Annotated in this window: 18 protein-coding genes; 3 read left to right on the top strand and 15 right to left on the bottom strand. The window is 53.3% G+C overall.

What is annotated here, in order from left to right:
* The first annotated feature begins 100 nt into the window (after nucleotides 1-100).
* From phnC to phnE (ET464_RS17765), 3 genes are read left to right on the top strand one after another with little or no spacing between them, the layout of a single operon-like run.
* Complete coding sequence (gene phnC / locus ET464_RS17775; RefSeq protein WP_129443255.1) at nucleotides 101-871, top strand: phosphonate ABC transporter ATP-binding protein; 771 nt, start codon at nucleotides 101-103, stop codon at nucleotides 869-871.
* Nucleotides 868-1,689 (top strand): phosphonate ABC transporter, permease protein PhnE, encoded by an 822-nt coding sequence (gene phnE / locus ET464_RS17770; RefSeq protein ID WP_129443253.1) that lies wholly within the window; start codon nucleotides 868-870, stop codon nucleotides 1,687-1,689. Before phnC ends, phnE (ET464_RS17770) begins: the two co-directional genes overlap by 4 nt.
* Nucleotides 1,686-2,489 carry a phosphonate ABC transporter, permease protein PhnE gene (gene phnE / locus ET464_RS17765; RefSeq protein WP_129443251.1) on the top strand — a complete coding sequence of 268 codons (804 nt, stop codon included), beginning with the start codon at nucleotides 1,686-1,688 and terminating at the stop codon, nucleotides 2,487-2,489. The genes phnE (ET464_RS17770) and phnE (ET464_RS17765) overlap by 4 nt, the downstream gene beginning before the upstream one ends.
* A gap of 263 nt (nucleotides 2,490-2,752) precedes the next feature.
* On the opposite strand, the gene ET464_RS17760 is transcribed toward phnE (ET464_RS17765), so the two are convergent.
* From ET464_RS17760 to ET464_RS17690, 15 genes are all read right to left on the bottom strand, one after another.
* Nucleotides 2,753-6,058: an OmpL47-type beta-barrel domain-containing protein gene (locus tag ET464_RS17760; RefSeq protein ID WP_425271734.1), complete on the bottom strand. Its 3,306-nt coding sequence runs from the start codon at nucleotides 6,056-6,058 to the stop codon at nucleotides 2,753-2,755.
* 182 nt (nucleotides 6,059-6,240) lie between these two features.
* On the bottom strand, nucleotides 6,241-7,341 hold the full coding sequence (locus ET464_RS17755) for an LLM class flavin-dependent oxidoreductase (protein WP_129443249.1): 1,101 nt from the start codon (nucleotides 7,339-7,341) through the stop codon (nucleotides 6,241-6,243).
* 13 nt (nucleotides 7,342-7,354) lie between these two features.
* On the bottom strand, nucleotides 7,355-7,840 hold the full coding sequence (locus tag ET464_RS17750) for a GNAT family N-acetyltransferase (protein ID WP_129443247.1): 486 nt from the start codon (nucleotides 7,838-7,840) through the stop codon (nucleotides 7,355-7,357).
* A 286-nt stretch (nucleotides 7,841-8,126) separates the two neighbouring features.
* Nucleotides 8,127-9,008, bottom strand: a complete 882-nt coding sequence (locus tag ET464_RS17745) for a carbohydrate ABC transporter permease (protein WP_129443245.1) — start codon at nucleotides 9,006-9,008, stop codon at nucleotides 8,127-8,129.
* A 23-nt stretch (nucleotides 9,009-9,031) separates the two neighbouring features.
* Complete coding sequence (locus ET464_RS17740; protein WP_129444557.1) at nucleotides 9,032-9,889, bottom strand: carbohydrate ABC transporter permease; 858 nt, start codon at nucleotides 9,887-9,889, stop codon at nucleotides 9,032-9,034.
* Between the two features lie 92 nt (nucleotides 9,890-9,981).
* Nucleotides 9,982-11,334, bottom strand: a complete 1,353-nt coding sequence (locus ET464_RS17735; protein ID WP_129443243.1) for an ABC transporter substrate-binding protein — start codon at nucleotides 11,332-11,334, stop codon at nucleotides 9,982-9,984.
* 353 nt (nucleotides 11,335-11,687) lie between these two features.
* Complete coding sequence (locus ET464_RS17730; RefSeq protein WP_129443241.1) at nucleotides 11,688-12,527, bottom strand: YitT family protein; 840 nt, start codon at nucleotides 12,525-12,527, stop codon at nucleotides 11,688-11,690.
* A gap of 368 nt (nucleotides 12,528-12,895) precedes the next feature.
* Nucleotides 12,896-13,816: an oligopeptide ABC transporter permease gene (opp4C, locus tag ET464_RS17725; protein WP_129443239.1), complete on the bottom strand. Its 921-nt coding sequence runs from the start codon at nucleotides 13,814-13,816 to the stop codon at nucleotides 12,896-12,898.
* Nucleotides 13,813-14,787, bottom strand: a complete 975-nt coding sequence (locus tag ET464_RS17720) for an ABC transporter permease (RefSeq protein WP_129443237.1) — start codon at nucleotides 14,785-14,787, stop codon at nucleotides 13,813-13,815. The genes opp4C and ET464_RS17720 overlap by 4 nt, the downstream gene beginning before the upstream one ends.
* A gap of 73 nt (nucleotides 14,788-14,860) precedes the next feature.
* Nucleotides 14,861-15,865, bottom strand: a complete 1,005-nt coding sequence (locus tag ET464_RS17715; RefSeq protein WP_129443235.1) for an ABC transporter ATP-binding protein — start codon at nucleotides 15,863-15,865, stop codon at nucleotides 14,861-14,863.
* Entirely contained in the window at nucleotides 15,862-16,875 is a 1,014-nt protein-coding gene (locus ET464_RS17710) for an ABC transporter ATP-binding protein (RefSeq protein WP_129443233.1), read from the bottom strand. Before ET464_RS17710 ends, ET464_RS17715 begins: the two co-directional genes overlap by 4 nt.
* A 22-nt stretch (nucleotides 16,876-16,897) precedes the next feature.
* A complete protein-coding gene (locus ET464_RS17705) occupies nucleotides 16,898-18,529 on the bottom strand; it encodes an ABC transporter substrate-binding protein (protein ID WP_129443231.1) in 1,632 nt (543 codons plus the stop codon).
* 313 nt (nucleotides 18,530-18,842) lie between these two features.
* The gene (locus ET464_RS17700) at nucleotides 18,843-19,625 is read right to left on the bottom strand and encodes a DUF1684 domain-containing protein (RefSeq protein ID WP_129443229.1); all 783 of its coding nucleotides are present in this window, start codon (nucleotides 19,623-19,625) and stop codon (nucleotides 18,843-18,845) included.
* Nucleotides 19,625-20,491: an alpha/beta fold hydrolase gene (locus ET464_RS17695; protein WP_129443227.1), complete on the bottom strand. Its 867-nt coding sequence runs from the start codon at nucleotides 20,489-20,491 to the stop codon at nucleotides 19,625-19,627. The genes ET464_RS17700 and ET464_RS17695 overlap by 1 nt, the downstream gene beginning before the upstream one ends.
* Before the next feature lie 116 nt (nucleotides 20,492-20,607).
* Nucleotides 20,608-22,074: an MFS transporter gene (locus ET464_RS17690; RefSeq protein ID WP_129443225.1), complete on the bottom strand. Its 1,467-nt coding sequence runs from the start codon at nucleotides 22,072-22,074 to the stop codon at nucleotides 20,608-20,610.
* Nucleotides 22,075-22,215 lie beyond the last annotated feature (141 nt).

The following is a 22,215-nucleotide window of genomic DNA, read 5'->3' as shown; positions in this document are numbered from 1 at the left end:
TGGAACGGGACAAGCCAGTATGAAGCGCCATTGCGCCTTGTACTGGCTTGTCCCATTCCATTACGAATACCAAACGTTAACCAAAAGGAAGGGTGCAAGCATGATAGAGCTGCGCAACGTATCGAAAGTGTACCCCAATGCGACGAAAGGACTAAACGGCATTAACCTTTCGTTTGGCGAAGGCGAATTTATCGCTGTTGTTGGCTTGTCGGGCGCAGGCAAATCGACCTTGCTGCGGTCCATTAACCGGCTTCATGATATTACGGAAGGCGATATTCTGATTGGCGGCAAATCAATTACTACAGCAAGCGGCAAGGAGCTTCGCCTGATCCGGCGCAATATCGGCATGATCTTCCAAAGCTTCAACCTGGTCAAGCGGTCCAGCGTACTGCGCAACGTGCTTGCCGGCCGAGTCGGTTATCATTCGACGCTGCGCACCATTCTGGGGCGGTTTCCGAAAGAAGATATGAACCTGGCGTTCGAAGCGCTGGACCGTGTCAATATCGTGGAAAAAGCGTATGCCCGGGCGGACGAGCTGTCCGGCGGCCAGCAGCAGCGGGTCGCCATTGCACGCGTGCTGGCCCAAGAAGCAAAAATCATTTTAGCGGACGAACCTGTCGCATCGCTTGACCCGCTGACGACCAAGCAAGTGATGGACGATTTGAAAAAAATTAACCAGGAGCTTGGTATCACGACTATTGTCAATCTTCACTTTATTGACCTGGCCCGCGAATATGCAACACGTATCGTTGGCTTGCGCGCCGGCGAGGTTGTATTTGACGGTCCGGTGTCGGAAGCAACGGATGAGAAATTTGCTGAAATCTACGGCCGGCCGATTGACCGCAGCGAGCTGCTGGGTGAGATCGGATGAGCATACGCGCCGATCTGAACATAACGCCTCCTGTCACCCCGGTAAAGCAGCGGCCGAAACCTCCTAACCGGCTTAAGCATTATTTGACCGCCGTGCTTGTGCTGCTCTTGTTATGGTTCAGCGCCCACCGGACGGAAGCTTCTTTCGGGGAGCTGTTTGAGGGCATGCCCGAGATGATGAAGCTGCTGAAGGAAATGTTCCCGCCCAGATGGAGCTACTTCGATAATATTGTAGACGGCATGCTGGATACGATCCGCATGGCGTGGCTGGGTACAACGTTTGGCGCCATTCTTTCCATCCCGGTCGCCTTGCTGTGCGCAAGCAATATTTCGCCGTCGCGCTGGGTATATTACCCGGTTCGTTTTTTACTGAACCTGGTTCGGACCGTTCCCGACCTTCTGATGGCCGCCTTGTTCGTCGCCATTTTCGGTATCGGGCCTTTTGCAGGGATGCTGGCTTTAACCGTCTTTTCGTTTGGGCTGATGTCCAAGCTGATTTACGAAGTGATGGAAACGATTGATCACGGCCCTTTGGAAGCGATGCAGGCAGTTGGCGCTAACCGTATCCAAAACATCGTCTACGCCGTCGTTCCGCAGGTCCAAGCCCATTTCATGTCTTATTTGCTTTATACTTTTGAAATCAACGTCCGTGCCGCAGCCGTGCTTGGCCTTGTCGGAGCAGGCGGCATCGGCCTTTTTTACGAAGCGACGTTAGGCTTCCTGGAATATGACAAAACTTGCGTCATCATTTTATTTACTTTAGCTATCGTGCTTATTATCGACTACGCAAGCACGAAGCTGCGGGAGAAGCTGCTATGATCAAAACATGGGATACCGTTGTCCGCAAACCGCGGAAAAAACCTTACCGCTGGCTGATCTATATCGCTTTGATCCTCATTTATGTATGGGCGTTCTCCGGGGTTGAATTTTCCGGCTTGAAAAAAACAGCCGGCAAAGTATTCAGCTCCATCGTAAGCGGCATCTTCTCGCCGGACTGGGGTTACGTCTATTTGCCGGATGGAGAAGATTTGCTGCGCGGACTGCTGGATACACTTATGATCTCGATATTAGGCACGTTCATTTCCGCTATCCTTTGTATTCCGTTTGCCTTCTGGTCTGCCCGGAACATGAGCCGTTTACGGACTGTATCGGGAACCGGCAAAATCATTCTCAGCATCGTTCGCACCTTTCCGGAATTAGTGATGGCCTTGATATTCATTAAAGCGGTTGGCCCGGGTTCCTTCGCGGGCGTGCTGGCGCTTGGCGTCCATTCGATCGGGATGCTGGGCAAGCTGTACGGCGATGAAATCGAAAACATTGACCGCGGCCCGTCCGAAGCGTTGACCGCTTCCGGCGCCAATAAGCTGCAGACGTTATGGTTTGCCGTACTGCCGCAGGTGCTGCCGGGTTTCTTGTCCTACACGCTGTATCGCTTCGAAATCAATATGCGCTCCGCTTCCGTCCTTGGCGCGATCGGCGCCGGAGGGATCGGCGTTCCGCTTATTTTTGCGTTAAGCACACGCCATTGGGATCGCGTCGGCATTATTTTACTCGGGATCGTTGTGATGATTACGATCACCGACCTCTTCTCCAGCGCCATCCGCAGAAAGCTGGTATAAGGCCGCTGCTTAGCCTGTGCGCTGCTTGGCAGGGTGCATCCCGGTTGTACACCGCATAACAGGCTCAGCCCCGCTTGGTACACAGCTGTGGCACAGCAGCCGTGGCTAACCGGCTAAGCAAAGCAGAATACGCAGAGCTTGCCGCCTGCAAGCCCGCCATATTTTAAAGCAACTAAACAGGGTTGTCCGAAGTCATCAATAGATGGCTTGGACAACCCTGTTGCTTGTAATCCGGGCAGGTTATCTGCCCGGATTACCGGTCGTTATTTGGTTACGTTCACCGTAATCGTATCGCTGGAAGTGACGCCTGCTGCATTGACCAGTTCACAGCGGTATACGTATGTGCCTTTTGCTTTGCCTGCAATGGATGTTACCGCACTTTGAGCCGCCGGCGTCGCTTCTTTTAACGATTGGGTATCAATCAGCACGCCATTCTCATACAAGCGGTATTCCGTTGCATTCGTTCCCCACCACAAATTCATCGTTACGTTATAATTGCCGTCTCCATCCCAGTTGTCTTGCGACAATACCGCTTTGCCCGGGGAAGCGTCGGTTACAGTGACTACAAGCGTGTTGCTGACCGATTTGCCGTAAGCATTGATCAGCTCAGCCGTATAGTTGTACGTGCCGTTTGCTTTGCCGGTAATGTTCGTGCTGGCCGTTTGAGCTGCCGGCGAAACATCCTTCAACTGTACGGTGTCAATGAGTACGCCATTCTCATATAAACGGTACTCCGTACCGTTATTGCCCCACCACAAGTTCATCGTTACCGCATAGCTTCCGTCACGAAGCCCTGTATCATATCCGTTATTGTCCGACAGCACCGGCGTACCTGGCGCTCCCGAAGCAAGCGGCTTGGAGCTTACTTTAAATGTAAAACTTTGAGCCGCCTCGTTGCCTGCAAGATCCGTTACTACGTATTGAATAGTATGTGTGCCTGTGCCCAGCTTGGAAGCTGCAATCGTATATCCGGTTGGAACGGCGCTGCCGTCAAGCAGCAGCTGCTCCGACGCTACGCCGGACAGTTCGTCCTTGCTGACAAGCGAGTAAACCAGCGTATCCGTCTCCAGCACATCGTGAGCCGGCTTGCCGGATTGCGTCAGCGTTACGTCTGGCGCTGTTTTGTCGAGCTTGATCTGGAGCGGAGCACCTTCTCCTTTGTTGCCTGCCGCGTCAACCGCGTAATACGCAACGTCATTGTCGCCTTCCGCCGTAATAGCGACAGGTTCCGTATAGGAAACATAATCATTGCCGTTTACCGCATAAAACGTGTTTACTTCGCCCGGCTGATCGTCGGCGGAATGGATTGTCACTTGAACATCTTGATTAAACCAGCCGTTACCGTTTGGAGCTGCGGACAGTTCAGCTGCAGCAGTCGGAGCGGTCGTATCGGCTGGAGGAGCAGAAGGCACAAAGTCTGCAATGCTGCGCGGCTTCAGCTGATACAGGTTTTTAAAGATCGCCGATACGCCGGTTACGGTTACTTTTTGCCCTTCGGCATACGGGAAGCTGTCCAGCGTAACGCCGATGCGTCCATCCACGCGAACATGAGTAGACGTGCCGTCTGCGCTCACGCCATCAAACTCAAACGAGCCTGCCGGCGTTGCTGTAATGATATTGGTGATCGTTACATCTTGAATTTGGAGCAGCTGGCCCTGATTGCCGCTGCTGACAACAGCCCCTTGAATCGGTGCAGGCAGCTCGGCTGCGCCCGTTTTTTCGATAGCGACAATATCGCTAAGCTCCAGCTCCGTATTGTACAACGCAGTTGCAGCCGTTATTTTTACGACATCGCCTTGATGAAAGCCAATGGCATTCTGGAATACATAAATGCCGCCCGTTGCGTCCTGCAAATAAAAGGCTTGGCCGCCGTAAGCGCCCGGTTCGGTCGTCACTACGCCTTCTACCGTTACCGTTGAACCTGCCGCTTTAGCGCGTGCTTCGGCAATCGAAATTTGAGCCGGAATCGGGCCTTCGTCCTCCGGCAGCGACTCTCCTGGAACATTGTCCAGCGTCACCGATTCGGTCAGCAGATTACTGCCGTTTTGTCTCAGCCGAAGGCTGGCAGCTCCCGTAGAGCCCGCTTTCAGCCGGACCGTCAAATCTTTGGACGCATGTCCCGTTGCATCAGCCGTTACGCTGAAGTTGGCGCTGTAGCCGTATGCGGTTGGCCATGTGCCGTTATCGCCTTTAACCTGGGCGATTTGCGTACCGCCGTTTGTCAAATAAATGCCGATCTGATAATTGCTGACGGTGGAATTGGGGGCAAGGTTGTTAAACACAACGCGGACCGGGAACTCCTGGCCGTTATTCGGAATAACATTTTGATGAACGAAGCTGTAAGCCGGGTTAGCTGCTGCTGTCGCTCCGCCAAAGGAACCCGGCTTGAACGTCGAGCGGTCATACCATTTGTAACCTGGGTCCGGAGCAGCCCAAGGCTCTGCTTGCGGTTCCGTCGAGTTTTGCGGTATTTCGTAGGAGTACAGCGCCGTAGGCTGATCAAGCTGCAAGCCGGAAACATCACTGAAGCTTGTATAGCTTTCCTGCTTCGACAGCCAGTTAATAATATTGACGAGAAGAACGCCGTCGTTTTGTTCCTTGAAGCCGTCGTAGGTTGTTTTCTTCCCGCCGTTATCTTCGCGCACATATTTAGGCGTCACGTCTTCCACGGCGGACGAATCGCCGATAAAAGCCGCTTTGCCGCCGCCCAGCTTGGATACGGCTACATAGGGGCCTTCAGCTACGCCGCCGCCGTTGTACACGCCTTGGTCAACAGCACTTGCCCAAGCTTCATTCGTTTGCGGCACGTAGATGATGCCTTTTGCCTTAGTCGGATCAATAATGGCGAGCGTCGACCCTGCGTGAACGGCTGCTGCCGATACGCCTTGCGTAATGCCAAATGACTGGCTTGGCGCCACTACGTTAGTAGCGTTCAGATCGCCCAAGGCATTATAGCGGAACCGGATGCCAAAGTTGTCAGCCAGCCAATCGGTGCTGGTCACATCCTTCATGGCATCAGAGTTCGCTTCCTCCGCGCTCATCCCTTTAGTCGGGTTGCCGAAAGCGCCGCGGCGGTAGCCGTTAATCGCTTCTGAGCCGTCCCAGCGGTTTTTATTCCGGTCGGAGTTGTAATGATCGCCTACAAAAAAGATGCTGCCGCCGTTTTCCACATATTGCTTCATAGCAGCTTGTTCGCTTGTCTTAAAAGGGACATTAGGTTCTGCGATAACAAAAACGTTATAATCCTTCAAATCGTCGTAGGTGAAAGGTGTCGTTTTGCGGAGCTCTTTTACATAATAACCGTTGTTAGCAAGCGCATTGCCAAAATCGGAAAAGGCTCCGTCGATGACCCAGTCCGCAGCACCGGCCGTCTCTTCGTGGGTGTTGTCGAACAGTACTTTTTTACCGGCATTTTCATTCACAACTTTGGCTTCAATATAAGGAGCCGGGTCAGCCGGGCCTTCCGCATGAGCGGAACGGCTTGTCCATTGATATTGAAGCGGCAGCGCCAGAAGCAGCATAAACGCCAGCTTCCACCAGCTGGACTTCAGTCTAGCCAATTTCCCCACAACAATCCCTCCACATTCTTTTTCTGAATCGCCCATATTCTACCATGTTTTCTCTGGCGATGGTGATAGGAATTTGTAAAAAAATGATAGAAATATATTTTATTTCACAACACTTTACAACTGGCATACAAAAAGCGCCAAACCAGGTGGTTTAGCGCTAAATAACGACATATTTCTTGTTGCTATACATGCAGTACCGGCGAATGGCCGCTGCTTCCGAATACGCTTTGTCCGCGTGTTACAGGCGGATTGTTCCATACCGTGCTAGGCACTTCGCGCCGCAGGACGGGCATCACTTCATCCGCAAAACGTTCGATCTGCTCCCGCTGCTCCGCTTCTGTCAAGCCGTCGACGCTAATGCTGAGCACCTGGCTGCCAAACGCCTGCTGGTAATCTAATATTTTGGCAATGACGCTGTCCGGGCTGCCAACCAGAATCGGCCCGTTCGCAACATTGTCTTCGATATCCCGGAACGGCGACTGGTTATGCTGCGCCGCCGGCGTTGCGTAGAAGGCATCATAATACGGCTTGAACCGGCGGATCGCTTCTTCCTTCGTATTCGCCAAATATAAACTGCCCGCTCCGGCTCCTACAACAGCAGATTGCGGGTCATGGCCGTAATAGGCAAGCCGCTCCCGATAATGGTCGATAAGCGCCTTATATTTGGCTTGCGGGTGAAACGTATTGGACGAGAACAGCGGCTCGCCGTACTTGGCGGCCAGCTCCGTCGACAACGTGCTCGACGCGCTCCCGTGCCATACCGGAATATGCTGCTGGAACGGCCTTGGCTGCGTCGTTACCTGCTCCAGCTTTGGACGGTAACGGCCTTCCCAGGTTACGTTCTCCTCCTGCCATAACCGCTTCAGCAGCTCATAGCGCTCGGCGAGCGATTCCCACTGCTCCTCTTCGCTGATGCCAAACAGCGGATAATGCCGCGGGTCATTGCCTTTGCCGATAATAAGCTCCAGCCGTCCGCCCGACAAATGATCCAGCGTCGCATAATCCTCCGCCACCCGAACCGGATCAAGCACGCTTAATACAGTTACCGTCGTCAGCAGGCGGATGCGCGATGTACGAGCCGCAATCGCCGTCAAAATAACGGGCGGCGAAGAAGACAGGAACGGCGCGCCGTGGCGCTCGCCTACGCCGTACGCTTCAAAACCTAGCGATTCCGCCAGCTCCGCCTGGCGCAGCACGTTTTGAAATTTTTGCTGAGCGGTTAACGTCTCCCCTGTCACGGCATTCGGAATGTTGGACAGGAGGCTGAACAATGCAAATTTCATAAACGCCCTCCCTTTAACGGACCTCTTCTCCGGCCGGCACCAAATCTTTCTGATACGCCAGCACCAAATCCCAGTCCCCGCTAAACCGCGGTATCCGGTAATAGCCGACCCGCTCGTATAAAGCGGCCGCTTCCGGCTGTCTAGGGCCAGTCTGCAGCTTAATGTTCGTATAGCCAAACGACGCAGCGAGGCGGTCCGCTTCGGCTAATATTGCCTGCGCTACGCCTTTGCGGCGGAACTCTTTCCGTGTATACATCCGTTTCACTTCAACGGATTGCTCATCCAGCGGGCGCAGCGCTCCGCAGCCAACCGGATAGCCGTCAATCCGGGCGATAATAAAAGCAGACCGCGGCACCTCCACATCGGAAGGCTGGAATCCTGCTCCGCCGTCAGTCGTTTCATACAATATGGCCAGCTCTTCGCTCAGCTCCCGAATCAGCTCCTCTGCATCTGCGCTGCGTACGTCTTCCGCCGCCGCTATGACAATGTTATTGCTCATCTATTCTCTCTCCTTTTCATAGGCCTGTTCGAATGGGTATTGGTTTTCCGCTTGTTGGATGCCCATATCGTAACACGCTCCCTTGCATGCTGCAATCATTTTTTATACTATTCCGATTAAAATAATCAGATATTGATTTAAGGAATAAAATAAAACCGCAGCCGCCTTGTAAAACAAGGCGGCTGCGGTTTTATGGCCTGCCGGACAACCGGAGAAAAACGGGTGCGCCAAGGCATCCGGGGCGGTCATCGCCCACCCTTGGGCGGCGCCTTCCCGCCAGCTTTTATTAGCCCTTGATGGCGCCTTCCGTCAGCCCTTTCTCGATAAACCTCGAAATAAACAGATAAACGATCAGGACCGGGATGACCGTCAGCGCAACAGCGGTCGCCATCAGGCCGAAGTCGGTGCCGTATTGCGAGCTGATTTCGTTCAGCAGGGAGACGATCGGCCGGACCGTATCCTTGTTGACAAAAATAAGCGCCGAAAACAAATCGTTGTACGACCACAAAAACACAAAAATGCTGGTGGAAGCAAATGCCGGCTTCGACATCGGCAGGAACATCCGGATAAACATCGTCCACCGGTTGCAGCCGTCCATGAACGCCGCTTCCTCCAGCTCCTTCGGAATCGTCGCCATATAACCGGCCATAACGAGAATGGCAAAGGTCAGGTTGCCGGCCGTCTGCGGCAAAATAAGCCCCAAATACGTATTGACCAGCTTCCATTTAATAAGCAGCTCGTAGACCGGCACAACCGTTGCGAAGGCCGGAATAAGCAAGCTTGCATACAAAACCGAAAAGATAAGCCGTTTGCCCTTGAATGGAAAACGGGCCAGCACATACGCCGCAAGCCCGCCCAAAAACAATACAAGCAATACGGTGCTGCCGGACATAATGATGCTGTTCATATAGCTTTTGCCCACGTTGATTTTATCGAACGCTGCAGTGTAATTCGTCATGACCGGATCAAGCGCCAGCGTAAACGAATGGTTCATCACGTCGTTCGAGAGCTTAAACGAGTTGTTGATGATCCAGAACATCGGATAAATTGTCGTTAGCGCCCATACGGACAAAATCAGATACGTGAAAAAGCTGCCTGGTTTGAACCGGCGGCTGCGCCTTGCTGGCAGGGGGCCGGTCTGGACATGGCTATTGATCGTTTGCTGCATTAATGTACACCCCTCATACCAGCTTAGTATGTGATTTCCTCTCTCTTGAGCAGGCGGTTGGCGATAAGCGACAGCACCACCCCGAACACGACGATATAAATGGCGATTGTAGAGCCGTAGCCGAAGTTCTGGTCCACCATCGCTTTTTTGTACATATACGTGCCGATGACTTCCGTGCCGCTCTGGCCGCGGGAGATAACCCACACGAATTCAAACACTTTCAGCGTGCCGGTAATCGCCAGCGTAACGACAACTTTAATGTCGCTCAGTATAAGCGGAATGGTCAGCAGGAATGTTTTTTTGGCGCTGGTGATCCCTTCAAGCTTCGCCGCCTCATAGAAATCGGAAGGAATCTTCGACATCGCGGTAAGGAACAAAACAAAATAAAAGCCGACGTAATGCCAAACCGTAGGAACCGATACGGCTTTTAACGCTTTGCTGTCATCCAGCCACAGCACTTTCTCGAAACCTAAGCTGTCCAATATATGATTCAGCAAGCCAAATTGATAGTTATAAAATAAAACAAACAATAACGAAATTGCAGTGCCGGAAATAACGACCGGGAAAAAGAAAACGGTGCGAAAAAAGCCTTTGCCGCCTTTAATATGGTCGACCAGCACGGCGAGCAGCAGCGCGATGCCGACCTGGAAAACAAGCACGTATACCATCATTTCAAGGGTATGAAGGGTGGAATCGCCCAGCATTTGATCCGAGAACAATCGCTTATAGTTGTCCAATCCGACAAACTTTTTGTCAAAAAAGCCGGTGGTCCGGTAAAAGCTGAAATAAACGCTTTTGAAAAACGGGTAGTACAAAAAGATGGACATGACCGCTGCCGCCGGGAGCAAAAACATCAAGATATATTTTTTATCGCCCTTCATCTTTATCACCTTTGATGTTTATTTTGGATGAAACGGCTTCGCCGCCCGTTGAGGCGGCGAAGCCGTTTCCTTATGTTAAAGCCGGCAGCCTGTTATTTCTTGTTGGCAACCTCGATTTTTTGCGCTTCTTCCAATGCTTTGGCAGGCGTTGTTTGGCCTTTGACGATTTTTTGAATGTTGGCGCGGAGCGTTGTGAACGTCTCAGGGCTAACTTTGCTGTCGATCGGCGAGTTGATCGAAGCCGATTTGGCTACCATGGAGAAGCCGTCCAGCGCTACTTGCGGCAAGCCGTCGATTTTAACGTCAGCGGCAGGTGTACCGCCGTTAGCCGTTGCGATTTTTTGGATTGCATCCGGCGAAGTCAGGAATTTCATCAGCTTGATGGCCGTATCTTTTTTAGCTGCATTGTCATATGTCGCTTTCGACAGGTAGAAGCCGGAACCAAAGCCGCCTACAACGTCGTTGCCGCTTCCTGCGCCGCCCGGGATCGCCGGGAACGGAAGCACGGTAGTGTTGTTCTTCACGTCATCCGCCCAGCCGCCGATGGACCAGGAGCCTTCAATAATCATTGCGGCGAGACCTTGGCTGAAGTAGTTGCTGGCCATGCTCAGGTCAATCGTGGAGGCGTCTTTCGGGAAGGCGCCGAGGTCGCCCAGCTCTTTGACAGCAGCGAGGCCTTTCTCCCAGTTCGGATCGATGCCGTTCAGCAGCCCTTTCTTTTGGCCGTCCGGACCGGCTGCGGCAAGGATCGAGTGCTCGATCAAGTAATGCGATTGGTCAAACGGTTCTGCCATCGGTATTACACCGTTTTTCGCAAACGTTTGAACCGCCGTTTTCAGCTTGTCGTAGTCGGTTGGCAGCTCTACGTTGTATTTTTGGAACAGCGCTTTGTTCACGAACAAGCCTTCATAGTAGCCGGTCAGCGGCACGCCGTAAATGTTGCCGTCCGCTTGGCGCACCGACTCCAGTGCGCTTGGCGAGAAGCCGCCCTTCCAAGCTGCATCTGCATCAAGCAGGTCGTTCAGCGGAACCACTTTGCCCGCTTTGACAAAGCCGTCGGCATCTGCGCCCGTAAAGTAGAACAGCAGATCCGGCTCGTTGCCGCTGTTCATGTCCGTATTCACTTTGGTACGGAAGCTGTCGTCGTTGGCCGACATCGCATCATTCGTAATTTTGACATTAGGGTTTGCTTTCGTGAAATCGTCAAGCAGGGCTTGGAAAGCTGCCGCAGCAGGGTCTGTACCACCGAAGGTCGAGAACACGCGAAGCGATACCGGATCAGCTGCCGGAGTTGGCGTAGGCGCTGCGGTTGCTTCCGCGCTGGCGCTTGGCGTCGGCGTTGCTTTGTTGCCGCCGTTGTTTCCTCCGTTTCCGTTGTTGCCGCCGCAGGCCGAGACGGTTAACGTGAGCAGCAGCAGTGCACTTACAAGTAGTGACTTTTTCAATCGTAATCCCCCTTAAATGGTATGATTTCAAGTCTCAATCCATATGGCTGTAACCAAAGTGTAGATGATTTCATGCCTGGATTGACGGGGGATATTCCTATGAAACGGGGGGATAAAAATCTAATGTGCGGACAAGCGCGTAATAATATGAGATAGGGCAGGGTCCGCATAATACGATAGTATCCTCTCCCCTGCCTGTCCGCTTAGGGCGGTCAACGAACCTGTCCGGCTGTGAACAGGCTGCCGCGGACAAGAAAAAAGCCAGCCCCGACAGGCTGGCTGACCTTAACTTATAATTCAAAGCCCGCCGGAACCCGGGGGCTGCCGCAGGCGCCTAACGCGCCGCAGCATTGTTATTTGGAAATATCCACGAAACCTTCGCCAAACACGTCCCGCACATCGTGAATCGTGAGAAAAGCATCCTTGTCTTCCGCTTTAACGATTTTTTTCAGCATGGACACTTCCTGCTTGCTGATGACGATGTACAGCACTTCCTTGGCGTCCTTCGTATAATAGCCGTACCCGGTCAGCACCGTCACGCCGCGGTCCATCACCTTCGTCACCTGCTCGGCAATTTGCGCATGGTTTTTGGAGATAATGGTGACTGCTTTCTTCGGGTTTAAGCCCTCTATTATAAATTCCATCACCTTGGTGGCGATATACAGCATAATAATGGTCAGCATTAACCGTTCTGCCCCGATAATAAAGAAAGACGAGCAGGCGACAATCAGGTCAAAAAACAACAGCGCATAGCTGACGTTCCAGTCGAGGAACTTGTTAGCGAGTCTGGCCAATATAACGGTTCCTGCCGTTGTGCCGCCGGAACGCACAATAATACCGATCCCGACGCCGGAAAAAATGCCGCCGAAAATCGCGTTGACGATAAGCTCGTTTGAATCAATACGCCAGTCATGAGTCAGATGAAGGAACAGCGAGTTTAAAGCTACGACAATAATCGTATAAATCGTTGTTGTTTTATCCAGAAACTTATAGCCGATCACCAGCAAAAATGCATTCATTATTAAATTCAGCAAGCTGGGCGACCAGGCGAACAAATAATAGAAAATAATCGTAATACCGGTAACGCCGCCTTCGCCCAGATCGTTTGGAATTACAAATAAGTTAATGGCAAGCGCAAAAATAAAAGACCCCGCAACAAGCGAAGCGATGTCGATAATCCGTTTTTTCGTCAAGCACAAACACCCCGTTTAAAACGCCGAACAACCGGCCTGCATAATAATCACCACGTCATTTTATCAAACTTTCGCCAGATAGTTAACAGCAACGCATTAGCACAATAGCATACTAAACTGGCTGCGCAGACCGTTAGCAGGGCAAAAAGGTAGTCAGATTGAAAGTATCGTGCTTCGGGTCGCATGGGAGCGTCCAATCCTCCTCATTTACGCATCCGTGCGACTTGGCTGACGAGGGGCTGGCGCGGGGCTGGTACAATGCTGATGCAGCAAAAAAAAGAAGCCGGAGCAGCTTCGCTCCGGCTTCTGATCTCGCATATCCGGGACAGGCGCCTGCTGCAGCCGGCGCCGGCCGCATAAGCGACAGGTTATTTGTTGTTTTTCGGATCAAGCGCATCCCGCAGCGCATCGCCGATAAAGTTAACCGACAGGACGCTGATGACAATGAGCACGCCCGGCGGCACCCACAGCCACGGCTGGGAAGTAAGCACCGTCAGCGACTGGGCGCTTGCGAGCATGTTGCCCCAGCTGGCCGCCGGCGGCTGTACGCCAAGCCCAAGGAAGCTGAGCGCCGCTTCGTCCAGAATGGCGCCGGCAACGCCCGATGTTGCGTAAATCAATATTGGCGCAATCGTGTTGGACAAAATATGACCGAACATAATACGCGGCTTTTTGTAGCCAAGCGCCACAGCCGCTTTGATATAATCCGTCTGCTTAATGGACAGGACATTGCCCCGCACAAGCCGCGCGACGCTTGGCCAGCCCAGAAATCCTAATATCAATATAATATTCAGTAAGCCCGGCCCTACAATGCTGGCAACGACCAAGATCAGCATAATGTACGGGAACGACATGAAAATATCCGTTATTTTCATAATCAGACTGTCGACCCAGCGGCCAAAATAACCGGAAACAAGCCCTAATACGGTACCGATCGCGGCGGAAATGAGAACGGACCCGATACCGACCGACAACGATACTCTGGCGGCAAAAATGAGGCGGGTCAACTGGTCGCGCCCAACCTGGTCGGTGCCCATCGGATGTTTCCAGCTGGGCGCACCGCTAAAAGAATCCGTTACGGTTGTCGGCTTGTAAGCCGTAATCCACGGCGCAAATACGGCGCATACAAAAAGAATGCCCATCAAGACAAGGCCGATGACGGCAAGCTTATGCTTTTTGAACCGCCGCCAGAACAGCCTTCCGCTCCCGGCTTCCCCGCTTGGAAAGGCCGCCTCAACCGGCTCCTGCGCCGCAAAACGCCCTCCGGCGTATCGTTTCAGCAGCTTCATGATTTCGCCTCCCCTTGGTAGCTGTTTTTAATCCGCGGGTCAACGAACGCATACACCACATCCGTTATCAAGTTAGCGGCAATAACAACAACCGCCGCCATCAGATTCAGCCCCATAATGGTGGAGTAATCGCGGCTCATGATGGAAGATAAGGTCAATTGGCCGATGCCCGGCCAGGAGAAGATTTGCTCAATGACCACCGCGCCCCCAAACAGGATCGGAATTTCCATGCCCAGCACCGTTACGATCGGAATAAGCGCGTTACGCATCGCGTGCCGGTTAATGACAAGCGTTTCCTTCAGCCCTTTGGCGCGGGCCGTCCGCAAATAATCATGGTTCAAAATTTCCAGCATGCTGGAGCGGACATAACGGATGTTCCGGCCTGCGACGTTTGCCGTCAGGACGATAACCGGCAGGATCATATGCAGCAGCACGTCCCCGAAGCCGCCTCCTCCGCCAAGCTCCTTCATGCCGCTCGAAGGCAGCCAGTCAAGCTTGATCGAAAAAAGATAAACGAGCACCATGCCTAGAAAAAAGTTCGGTATGGAAATGCCCAGGAATGAACCCGTAACGGCTGTATAATCCAGCTTCGAATACTGCTTCACGGCGCTAAATACGCCAAGCGGGATCGCAATCGCAACGCCAAGCACAAGCGCCGTGCCCATAATCAGCAGAGTCGGGCCGATATGGCTGCCAATCAGCTTCGTTACCGGCTCGTAGGTGATCATCGAATAACCGAGGTCGCCGTGCAGAATTAAATTTTTGAGCCACGCCCAGTATTGGACATAAGCAGGTTCATTCAAGCCCAGCTCGATCCGTTTCGCTTCAAGCGCAGCGGCAGGAAGCTTCGGGCTGACGAGCATGTCGACAGGGTTGCCCGGCGCCATCCTCATAATGATGAAATTAATGACCGTTACTCCAAACAGAACCGGCAGGGCTGTCAGAATACGGCGCATTATATAATTAAACAAGGCATGCACCTCAAATCCAATATCATATGGGCTGCTTAAGAATCAGACAGCCTGCCGGACGGCTTCAGCCATCCTATCGAGAAAAAAAGCATGCCGACGCATGACTGCCTTCGCCCGCCAGCTCCGGCTCCCGCTCTTTGCATACCTCCTGCGCCCACGGGCACCGGGTATGGAATCTGCAGCCTTGAGGCGGATTCACCGGGCTTGGCACGTCGCCCTGCAGCTCGATACGCTCCCGCTCCTTCAGCCGGGGATCGGCCATTGGAAAAGCATCCAGAAGCGCTTTCGTATACGGGTGCTTCGGATTTTGAATCAGGTCTTTGGCCGGGCCAATTTCTACGATCTTGCCCAGGTACATAACGGCGATCCGGTCGCTTATATATTTCACGGCGCCGAGGCCGTGCGCAATAAACAAATAAGTCAGGTTAAATTCATGCTGCAAATCTTTCAGCAGGTTAAGCACCTGCGCCTGAATCGATACGTCCAACGCCGATACCGGCTCGTCGCAAATAATCAGCTTGGGCTTCAGCGACAAGGCGCGGGCGATGCCGATACGCTGCCGCTGTCCGCCGGAAAACTGATGCGGATAACGGTCCCTGCTCGCTTTGGGAAGCCCGACGGTTTCCAGCAGGCGGTCGACCTCAGCCGATACTTCCTTTGCAGGCACGATGCGGTGCACCTTCAGCGGCTCCGCGAGCAGCTGTCCAACCGTTTTACGCGGATGCAGGGAAGAATACGGGTCTTGAAACACAATTTGCAGCTGCGTGCTCAGCCGGACCATATCCGACGCCGAACGGCTTGTTATGTCGCGGCCGTCGAACAAAATCCGGCCAGCCGTAGGTTTCTCAAGCCCGATAATCGTTCGCCCGATCGTCGACTTGCCGCAGCCGGATTCGCCTACAAGGCCAATGGTTTCACCTTGCTCAATACGCAGGTCGACGCCGTCGACGGCTTGCACATGGCCGGTAACACGGTTTAACAAACCTTTACGGATCGGGTAATACGTCTTCAGCCCTTCCAGTTCCAGCAAAGGGACGCCGGGCTGCCCCTGGCGGGCATTCTCAGCAATACGGCTCATCCCTGTTCCCCCTTTGCTTCGCTTGTACGCTGTACGCCGCTCGTGCGCTCCACTTCCCAGCAGCGCGCCATGTGTCCCGGCACGGTCTGCTCAAGCTGCGGCGGATTCGTGCGGCAATGTTCGGCCGCGAACGAGCAGCGGTTGTAAAACCGGCAGCCTTCCAGCGTCTGATAATAGGCAGGCACTGCGCCGGGAATCGACTCCAGCTTGGAATCGTCGTTTGGATCTAAGGTTGGCATCGAACGAAGCAAACCTTGTGTATAGGGATGCTGCGGGTGTTCAAACAGCGAATAGACGTCGGTCTGCTCCACCACCTGCCCCGCATACATGACAAGCACACGATCGGCCATTTCGGCGACAACACCCAAGTCATGGGTGATCAAAATAATCGCCGTGCCGGCTTCTGCGCACAGCTCCTTCATCAGCCGCATAATTTGCGCCTGAACCGTTACATCCAGCGCCGTCGTTGGCTCGTCCGCAATCAGCACGCGCGGCTTGCAAGCCAGCGCCATCGCAATCATGACGCGCTGCCGCATGCCGCCGGACAACGCAAATGGATACTCCTCCATAATTTGCTCGGGGCGCGGCAGTCCTACCTTTGCGAGCATTTCGATCGCATTCAGGCGGGCTTGTTTTTTAGTCAGCTGCGTATGAAGACGAATCGCTTCCGTAAGCTGGTAGCCGATCTTGAACACCGGATTGAGCGATGTCATCGGCTCCTGAAAAATCATGGACATCCGGTTGCCCCGGATGCCCCTCATTTCCTTTTCGCTTAATGCAAGCAGGTTGATGCCGTCCAGCATAACCTCGCCACGCTGAATGCGGCTGCCCTTACCGAGCAACCGCATGATGGAGAGTGCCGTAACGCTTTTGCCGCAGCCGGATTCGCCTACAATAGCCAAGGTTTCTCCCGCTTTCAGCTGAAAGCTGACGTCATCAACGCTTATCCTGTTTCCTTGATCCGTCTCGAAAGCTGTTTGCAGATGGCTGACGGCCAGCAAGCTCTCCATCGGTCTAACCACCTTTAACTATTTATTGCACATCCCATTCGTTTACGTTAATAAACATGCCGAAATCTTTGCTGGTTGCGCCAGTAACGCGTTTGTTGACCGCGCCAAGCGCCTTCGTCGCGTAGATGGACGGCATCGGCACGTCTTGCGCTACGATCGTCTGCAGCTTGCTGTATTCTTCCTTCAGCTTCGCTTCATCCACTTCGGCGCTAAGCTGTGCGATCAGCTTTTCGGCTTCCGGGTTTTTATAGCTGCTTGGGTTGCCTTCATTCAAATAATAAGCGAGGTCCGGCAGCGGGTTGATTGGCGTCAGAGACACTGTCAAAATGCCAAGATCATAGTCAAGCTTGCCGAGCTTATCGATCAGCGTCGCCAGGTCAAGCATTTGAATTTTCACTTTAACGCCAACCGCGTTCAAGTTTTCAGCGATAATGTTCGCCGCTTGCTCCAGCGTTGCGTCGCCGGACAATACCGACATCGTCAGCGTTTTGCCGGAATCCCAGCCGGATTCCTTCAGCAGCGCTTTTGCTTTATCCGGATCATACGCCACCGGCTGCTGGCTGGCGTCTTTATACGGGCTGTAGCTCGTAAAGTAGCCGTCCACCACTTCGCCTGCGCCGCGCAGCAGCTTGTCCACGATTTGCTGGCGGTTCATCGCGTACGAAATCGCTTGTCTTTGCTTCGCATCCGGAACGACCTTCTCGTTGATGTACATAAATTGCGTTGCAAGCGGCGGGCCGTCTGTTGTCGTCAAATTGGAGAGGCCTTTTACTTTGTCGTAATCGCTAATCGGAATGACCCCCGCGGACGGGATGTTCATATCAATCTCGCCGCTTTGCAGCTGAGCCGCAATCGCCGTGCCTTGCAGCACTTTAAAGTTCAGCTGGTCGATCTTGGGCGCGCCTTTGAAATAGTCTTTGTTCGCTTCCATCTCCACATAGTGGTCGCGGTCGTAGCTTGTCATTTTGAACGGGCCAAACGTTACCGTCGGCTTTTGCATAAAGTCGCTTTTATTAATATCTTCAGGCGCAATGTCCTTCAGCGCGGATTGCGGCAAAGTGAGCAAATTGCGGCCGATCGTATCTTTAAAAATGTTCAGCGTCGTTGGCGCTTTTGTTTTCAGCGTCAGCGTATGGTCGTCCACTTTCGTCACGCCGGAGATGTCCGTTTGCCCTTCGGGCAAGTAACCGGCATCATCCAGGCCGTCAATAATGGCAAACATATAGGCATAGTTGGAAGCAACCTTCGAGTTGCTCATCAGCTTCAGCGTAAAAATTACATCGTCCGCCGTAACCGGCGTGCCGTCCGTCCATTTTGCGTTCGGGTTCAGCTTCACCGTAAACGTCGTGTTGTCCGTCGTTTCAATCGAGTCGGCCAGCATCGGCTTGTACTGCAGGTCGGAATCCAGCTCTACAAGCGGCGGGAACATGAGTCCTGCAACATACGTCGAGACCAGCCCTACCGGAGCTAACGGGTTAATGCCGCTTGGCGCATAGGTTACGCCGATATTGACAACTTTTTTCCCGCCGGGTTCCGAGCTGCCGGCAGCTGTGCCCGCATTGTTGCCGTTATTGCTGCCGCATGCCGATATAATCAGCAGCATGGACAATAACAAAAAAGCAAATGCTTTGTTACGAATGCTCTTCGATGTCATTTCTACTCTACACTCCCTGTCCAATTCCTATTATTCTTATATGCTTTCTATACTATCAGGTTATTTCATGGCGTTGTCAATGCCAATTTAGGATACCCAACGGAGCTGGAAACCTGTGTCTACTCCTATCGTTAGCATTTCTTTCGACCTATAAAACGACCTACAGATAATCATATTACTATCAAATAAATGCTTGTTCAAATAAAAATAATCGGAATTCCCCGATTGTTCTACACAAAACGACAAAATTCATCAAAAAAAAGGGGATTTACACGAACATTACGTCATGTAAACCCCCTTTATCTGCCATGCGTCAGCTTCCAAAAATCACTTGTTGTTCGCCGGCTTCCACCCGGAACGGCAGCCGGTTGCCGGCAGGCGGCAGCGGGCAATTGAAATGATGCGAAAAGGCGCAGGAAGGCAAAAACGCGCGGTTAAAGTCAAGCTGTACGTTGCCTTCCGCGTCCGGCTCAATAAGCAGCATCCGGCCGAGCCCGTACGTCTCCTCGCCGTTGGTCCGGTCGCCGAATACAACGATTAGCGCTTCGCCTGAAGCAAACGGCGTCAGCGCGTAAAACTCGCCGCCGTATTCGAAACGAATAACGCCCGGCGACCGGTGATGGCGAACCTTGCCTTCCGCATCGCCCACATGCGCAAAAGCAGCCGTCTGCTTATCCGCCTCAGCAAACTCGCCTCCGATAATCCAATCCGGATTATTCGGATAAAACGAAATGCCCGCATACTTTTGCACCGCTTCGGCATTGGCATCATAAACGGCAAGCAAATGATCGCTGCCGGGCTGCTCCGTCGCCATCACGGTTACGCTGTCTGATACGCGAACGATTTCGCGTTCAGCCTCCAGCTTTACCGTTCCTTCTACCGGCTGGCCGGTTGCGTCCCAGGTCAAGCCGTCGGCGGCTTCCGCTGTCAGCAGCAAACCGGGCTGGCCTTGAGCAAGCGGCTCCCATACGCCGGGAATGCCGGGTACGGCGCCTTTGGCCATAATAAGATGCAAGCCGGTCAAGGCCAGATCGCCTTGCGGTTTCGCAACCGAGCGCCGCCGCTCTTCTCTCCACTGTTCCAGCGTCATGTTCATCAGGCAGCTTCCTTATCGGTAAGGAATGCCGTCAAGCGTTCGATAAACGCAGCATGCTCTTCAATAAACGGCATATGGCCGCTTTGTTCGAAGATTGCGAGTTCCGAGCCAGGAATAAGCCGGTGCATCTCCTCCGATTGCGACAGCGGCGTAATCCAGTCGTAACGCGCGCCGACGATAAGCGTCGGTACTTGCAGCGCCGGCAGCTTGTCCCGTACATCGTACTTCGGAATCAAATGTTTAAATGTATAGTTCGCGACTTCCAGCGAGCCGATCGGGCGGTTGCCGGTCTCACGCATTACTTCTTCGTCCAGCACATGGAAATAAAGCGGGTAGCAGACCTCCCACCACTGGATCAAATGCTCGTCGTCACGGATATTGCCTTCAAACAGCTCCGGAATCGTCTTCAGCTGCTCCGGCGTTGCCACCCGGCTGGCATAATCCAGCGCCGCCGGGTAAAATTCCTTGCTCGGCGCCGTATTGATCAGCAGCAGCTTCGCAAGCGAATCGGGATAGCGGGTGGCATACACCTGCGCCACCATTCCGCCAAACGAATGGCCCAGCAGGTATATGCGTTCCAGCCCCAAATAGCGGCGCAGCGCCTCAATATCATCAGCAAGCTGCTCCAGCGTACAGGTCGCCGGGTCCACCCGATCGGACTGGCCGTTGCAGCGCTGGTCCAAATAGACGATTTGCATATGCTCGGCAAGCGGCGTCAGCCACGGCTTGAAATCCGAGTGGTCGCTGCCGGGGCCGCCATGCACGGCAAACAGCACCGGCCGTTTGACCATCCGGTCGCCTTGCGGCACGTAACCCGAGCCTTCGACGTCAAAATAAATGCGGGTCCCATTCAAAGATGCAAACATAGATACACATCGCTTTCCGTTAAGTTATCCATTTATTATGGCTAACGGACAAGCCAGCGTCAATCATCCCCATTCCCCGCCGTAACCAAGCCGGTTATGCGTCCGAACGGTTCACCTTACGACTGCGCTTTTGCTGCCGCCCGTTTGGCCGCTTGCGCGCGGTACATCCGCCATACGGTCAAAGCGGCCGCTGCCAGGCAAATGCACGCCGACGTCGAAAACACGACATGCATCCCGGACAGGAACAAGTCCGGCCGGTCCGGGATAATGCCGGTCACGCGGTAGCCGGCTTTCGTGCTCATGACATGGAACAGGATGGTCGTGGCCGTCGTGATGCCCACGACCATGCCCACGTTCCGGACAAGCGAGTTAACGCTGCCTGCGGAACCAAGCTGGGTACGCGGAACCTGCGACATGACCAGCGAGTTGTTAGGCGATTGGAACAATCCGCTGCCGATGCCCAGCATGCCGATCCATACGCCAACGATGGCAATCGAGCTTCCTTCATGCAGCCAGGCAAGGCCAAACTGCGCGATGACCATCACGATCAGGCCGGCGCAAGTTAGCAGCTCCGAGCCGATCTTGTCGGACAAAGCGCCGCTAAGCGGAGCGACGATAACCATGCAGATCGGCATCAGCATCAGCAGAAAGCCGGCGTAAAACGGCGACAAGCCCAGCATGTTTTGCGCGTAAAACGGTCCGATAATATTGAAGCAAAAATTCGCCGAAAATACGAGAAAGCCGCACAAGATGCTTACAGAAAAAAGCGGGTTTCGGAACAGCGACAGCTGGATAAGCGGATGCTCCCGCTTTACTTCCGTCCTTAAGAAATACACAAAGGAAACGACAGCCGCAGCAAGCGCCGCGACAATCCAGCCGTTGCTGAAGCTGAACTGCTGGCCGAGCAGCAGGCCGGTAAACAGCGTCATAATAAATACGGCGAACAGCGAGCTGCCGGGCACGTCGATTTTGGCTTTGATTTTGACCAAATCGGCAGGGAGCACCTTCCACCCGACAAAAATGGCAATAGCGCCGATCGGGACGTTCACCCAAAAGATCGATTCCCAGCCGAGCGTATCGACCAGAATGCCGCCGACGCTTGGGCCGGCAATACTGCCAAGCGAAACGAACGTGCCGATCAGGCCCAGCGCCCGTCCCCGCTCCTTCGCCGGGAATATATCCGCCAGGATGCCCTGGCTGTTCGCCATCGTCATCGAAGCGCCAAGCGCCTGCACGACGCGCGAGACGATCAGGAACGTCAAATTGTGGCTCAACCCGCACAGCAGCGAACCGATGACGAATACAAACGTGCCGATCCGGTAAATGTTAATTTTACCGACTATATCGCCAAGTTTGCCGAAAAATAAAATGGCGGTACATATCGCCATCAAATAGGATGTCGTCACCCATTCGATCTGCGCGATCGGCAGGCCAAGATCTTTGGATAATACCGGTAAAGCGATGTTGACGATACTCCCGTCAAGCGTCGACATAAACGTAAATAAATTTAAAACGATAAGAATGATCCAGCGTTTGCTTTGCACAGCCGCATCTTCCTGATAAGTCCGAAAGCCTGCACTCATGAAACGATCCTCCATCTCCGAACTTTAAATTTGTCCTTTTAGTTGCGTGCGCAACAAATTTACAACAACAGTGTATCCCAAATTAGTTGCGCACGCAACAACTATAAGTTAAAATAATGGAAGAAATTTTGACCGGAGGAA

It is taken from the genome of Paenibacillus protaetiae (assembly GCF_004135365.1).
Classification (GTDB): domain Bacteria; phylum Bacillota; class Bacilli; order Paenibacillales; family Paenibacillaceae; genus Paenibacillus_AP; species Paenibacillus_AP protaetiae.
The sequence above is the reverse complement of the archived record's forward strand: the minus strand, read 5'-3'. Positions and strand labels throughout refer to the sequence as shown.

What these genes read in the sequence shown, in the direction of transcription:
- phnC (WP_129443255.1), top strand. Translation starts at nt 101, where the DNA reads ATGATAGAGCTGCGCAACGTATCGAAAGTGTACCCCAATGCGACGAAA.
- phnE (WP_129443253.1), top strand. Translation starts at nt 868, where the DNA reads ATGAGCATACGCGCCGATCTGAACATAACGCCTCCTGTCACCCCGGTA.
- phnE (WP_129443251.1), top strand. Translation starts at nt 1,686, where the DNA reads ATGATCAAAACATGGGATACCGTTGTCCGCAAACCGCGGAAAAAACCT.
- ET464_RS17755 (WP_129443249.1), bottom strand. Translation starts at nt 7,341, where the DNA reads ATGAAATTTGCATTGTTCAGCCTCCTGTCCAACATTCCGAATGCCGTG.
- ET464_RS17750 (WP_129443247.1), bottom strand. Translation starts at nt 7,840, where the DNA reads ATGAGCAATAACATTGTCATAGCGGCGGCGGAAGACGTACGCAGCGCA.
- ET464_RS17745 (WP_129443245.1), bottom strand. Translation starts at nt 9,008, where the DNA reads ATGCAGCAAACGATCAATAGCCATGTCCAGACCGGCCCCCTGCCAGCA.
- ET464_RS17740 (WP_129444557.1), bottom strand. Translation starts at nt 9,889, where the DNA reads ATGAAGGGCGATAAAAAATATATCTTGATGTTTTTGCTCCCGGCGGCA.
- opp4C (WP_129443239.1), bottom strand. Translation starts at nt 13,816, where the DNA reads ATGAAGCTGCTGAAACGATACGCCGGAGGGCGTTTTGCGGCGCAGGAG.
- ET464_RS17715 (WP_129443235.1), bottom strand. Translation starts at nt 15,865, where the DNA reads ATGAGCCGTATTGCTGAGAATGCCCGCCAGGGGCAGCCCGGCGTCCCT.
- ET464_RS17710 (WP_129443233.1), bottom strand. Translation starts at nt 16,875, where the DNA reads ATGGAGAGCTTGCTGGCCGTCAGCCATCTGCAAACAGCTTTCGAGACG.
- ET464_RS17705 (WP_129443231.1), bottom strand. Translation starts at nt 18,529, where the DNA reads ATGACATCGAAGAGCATTCGTAACAAAGCATTTGCTTTTTTGTTATTG.
- ET464_RS17700 (WP_129443229.1), bottom strand. Translation starts at nt 19,625, where the DNA reads ATGAACATGACGCTGGAACAGTGGAGAGAAGAGCGGCGGCGCTCGGTT.
- ET464_RS17695 (WP_129443227.1), bottom strand. Translation starts at nt 20,491, where the DNA reads ATGTTTGCATCTTTGAATGGGACCCGCATTTATTTTGACGTCGAAGGC.
- ET464_RS17690 (WP_129443225.1), bottom strand. Translation starts at nt 22,074, where the DNA reads ATGAGTGCAGGCTTTCGGACTTATCAGGAAGATGCGGCTGTGCAAAGC.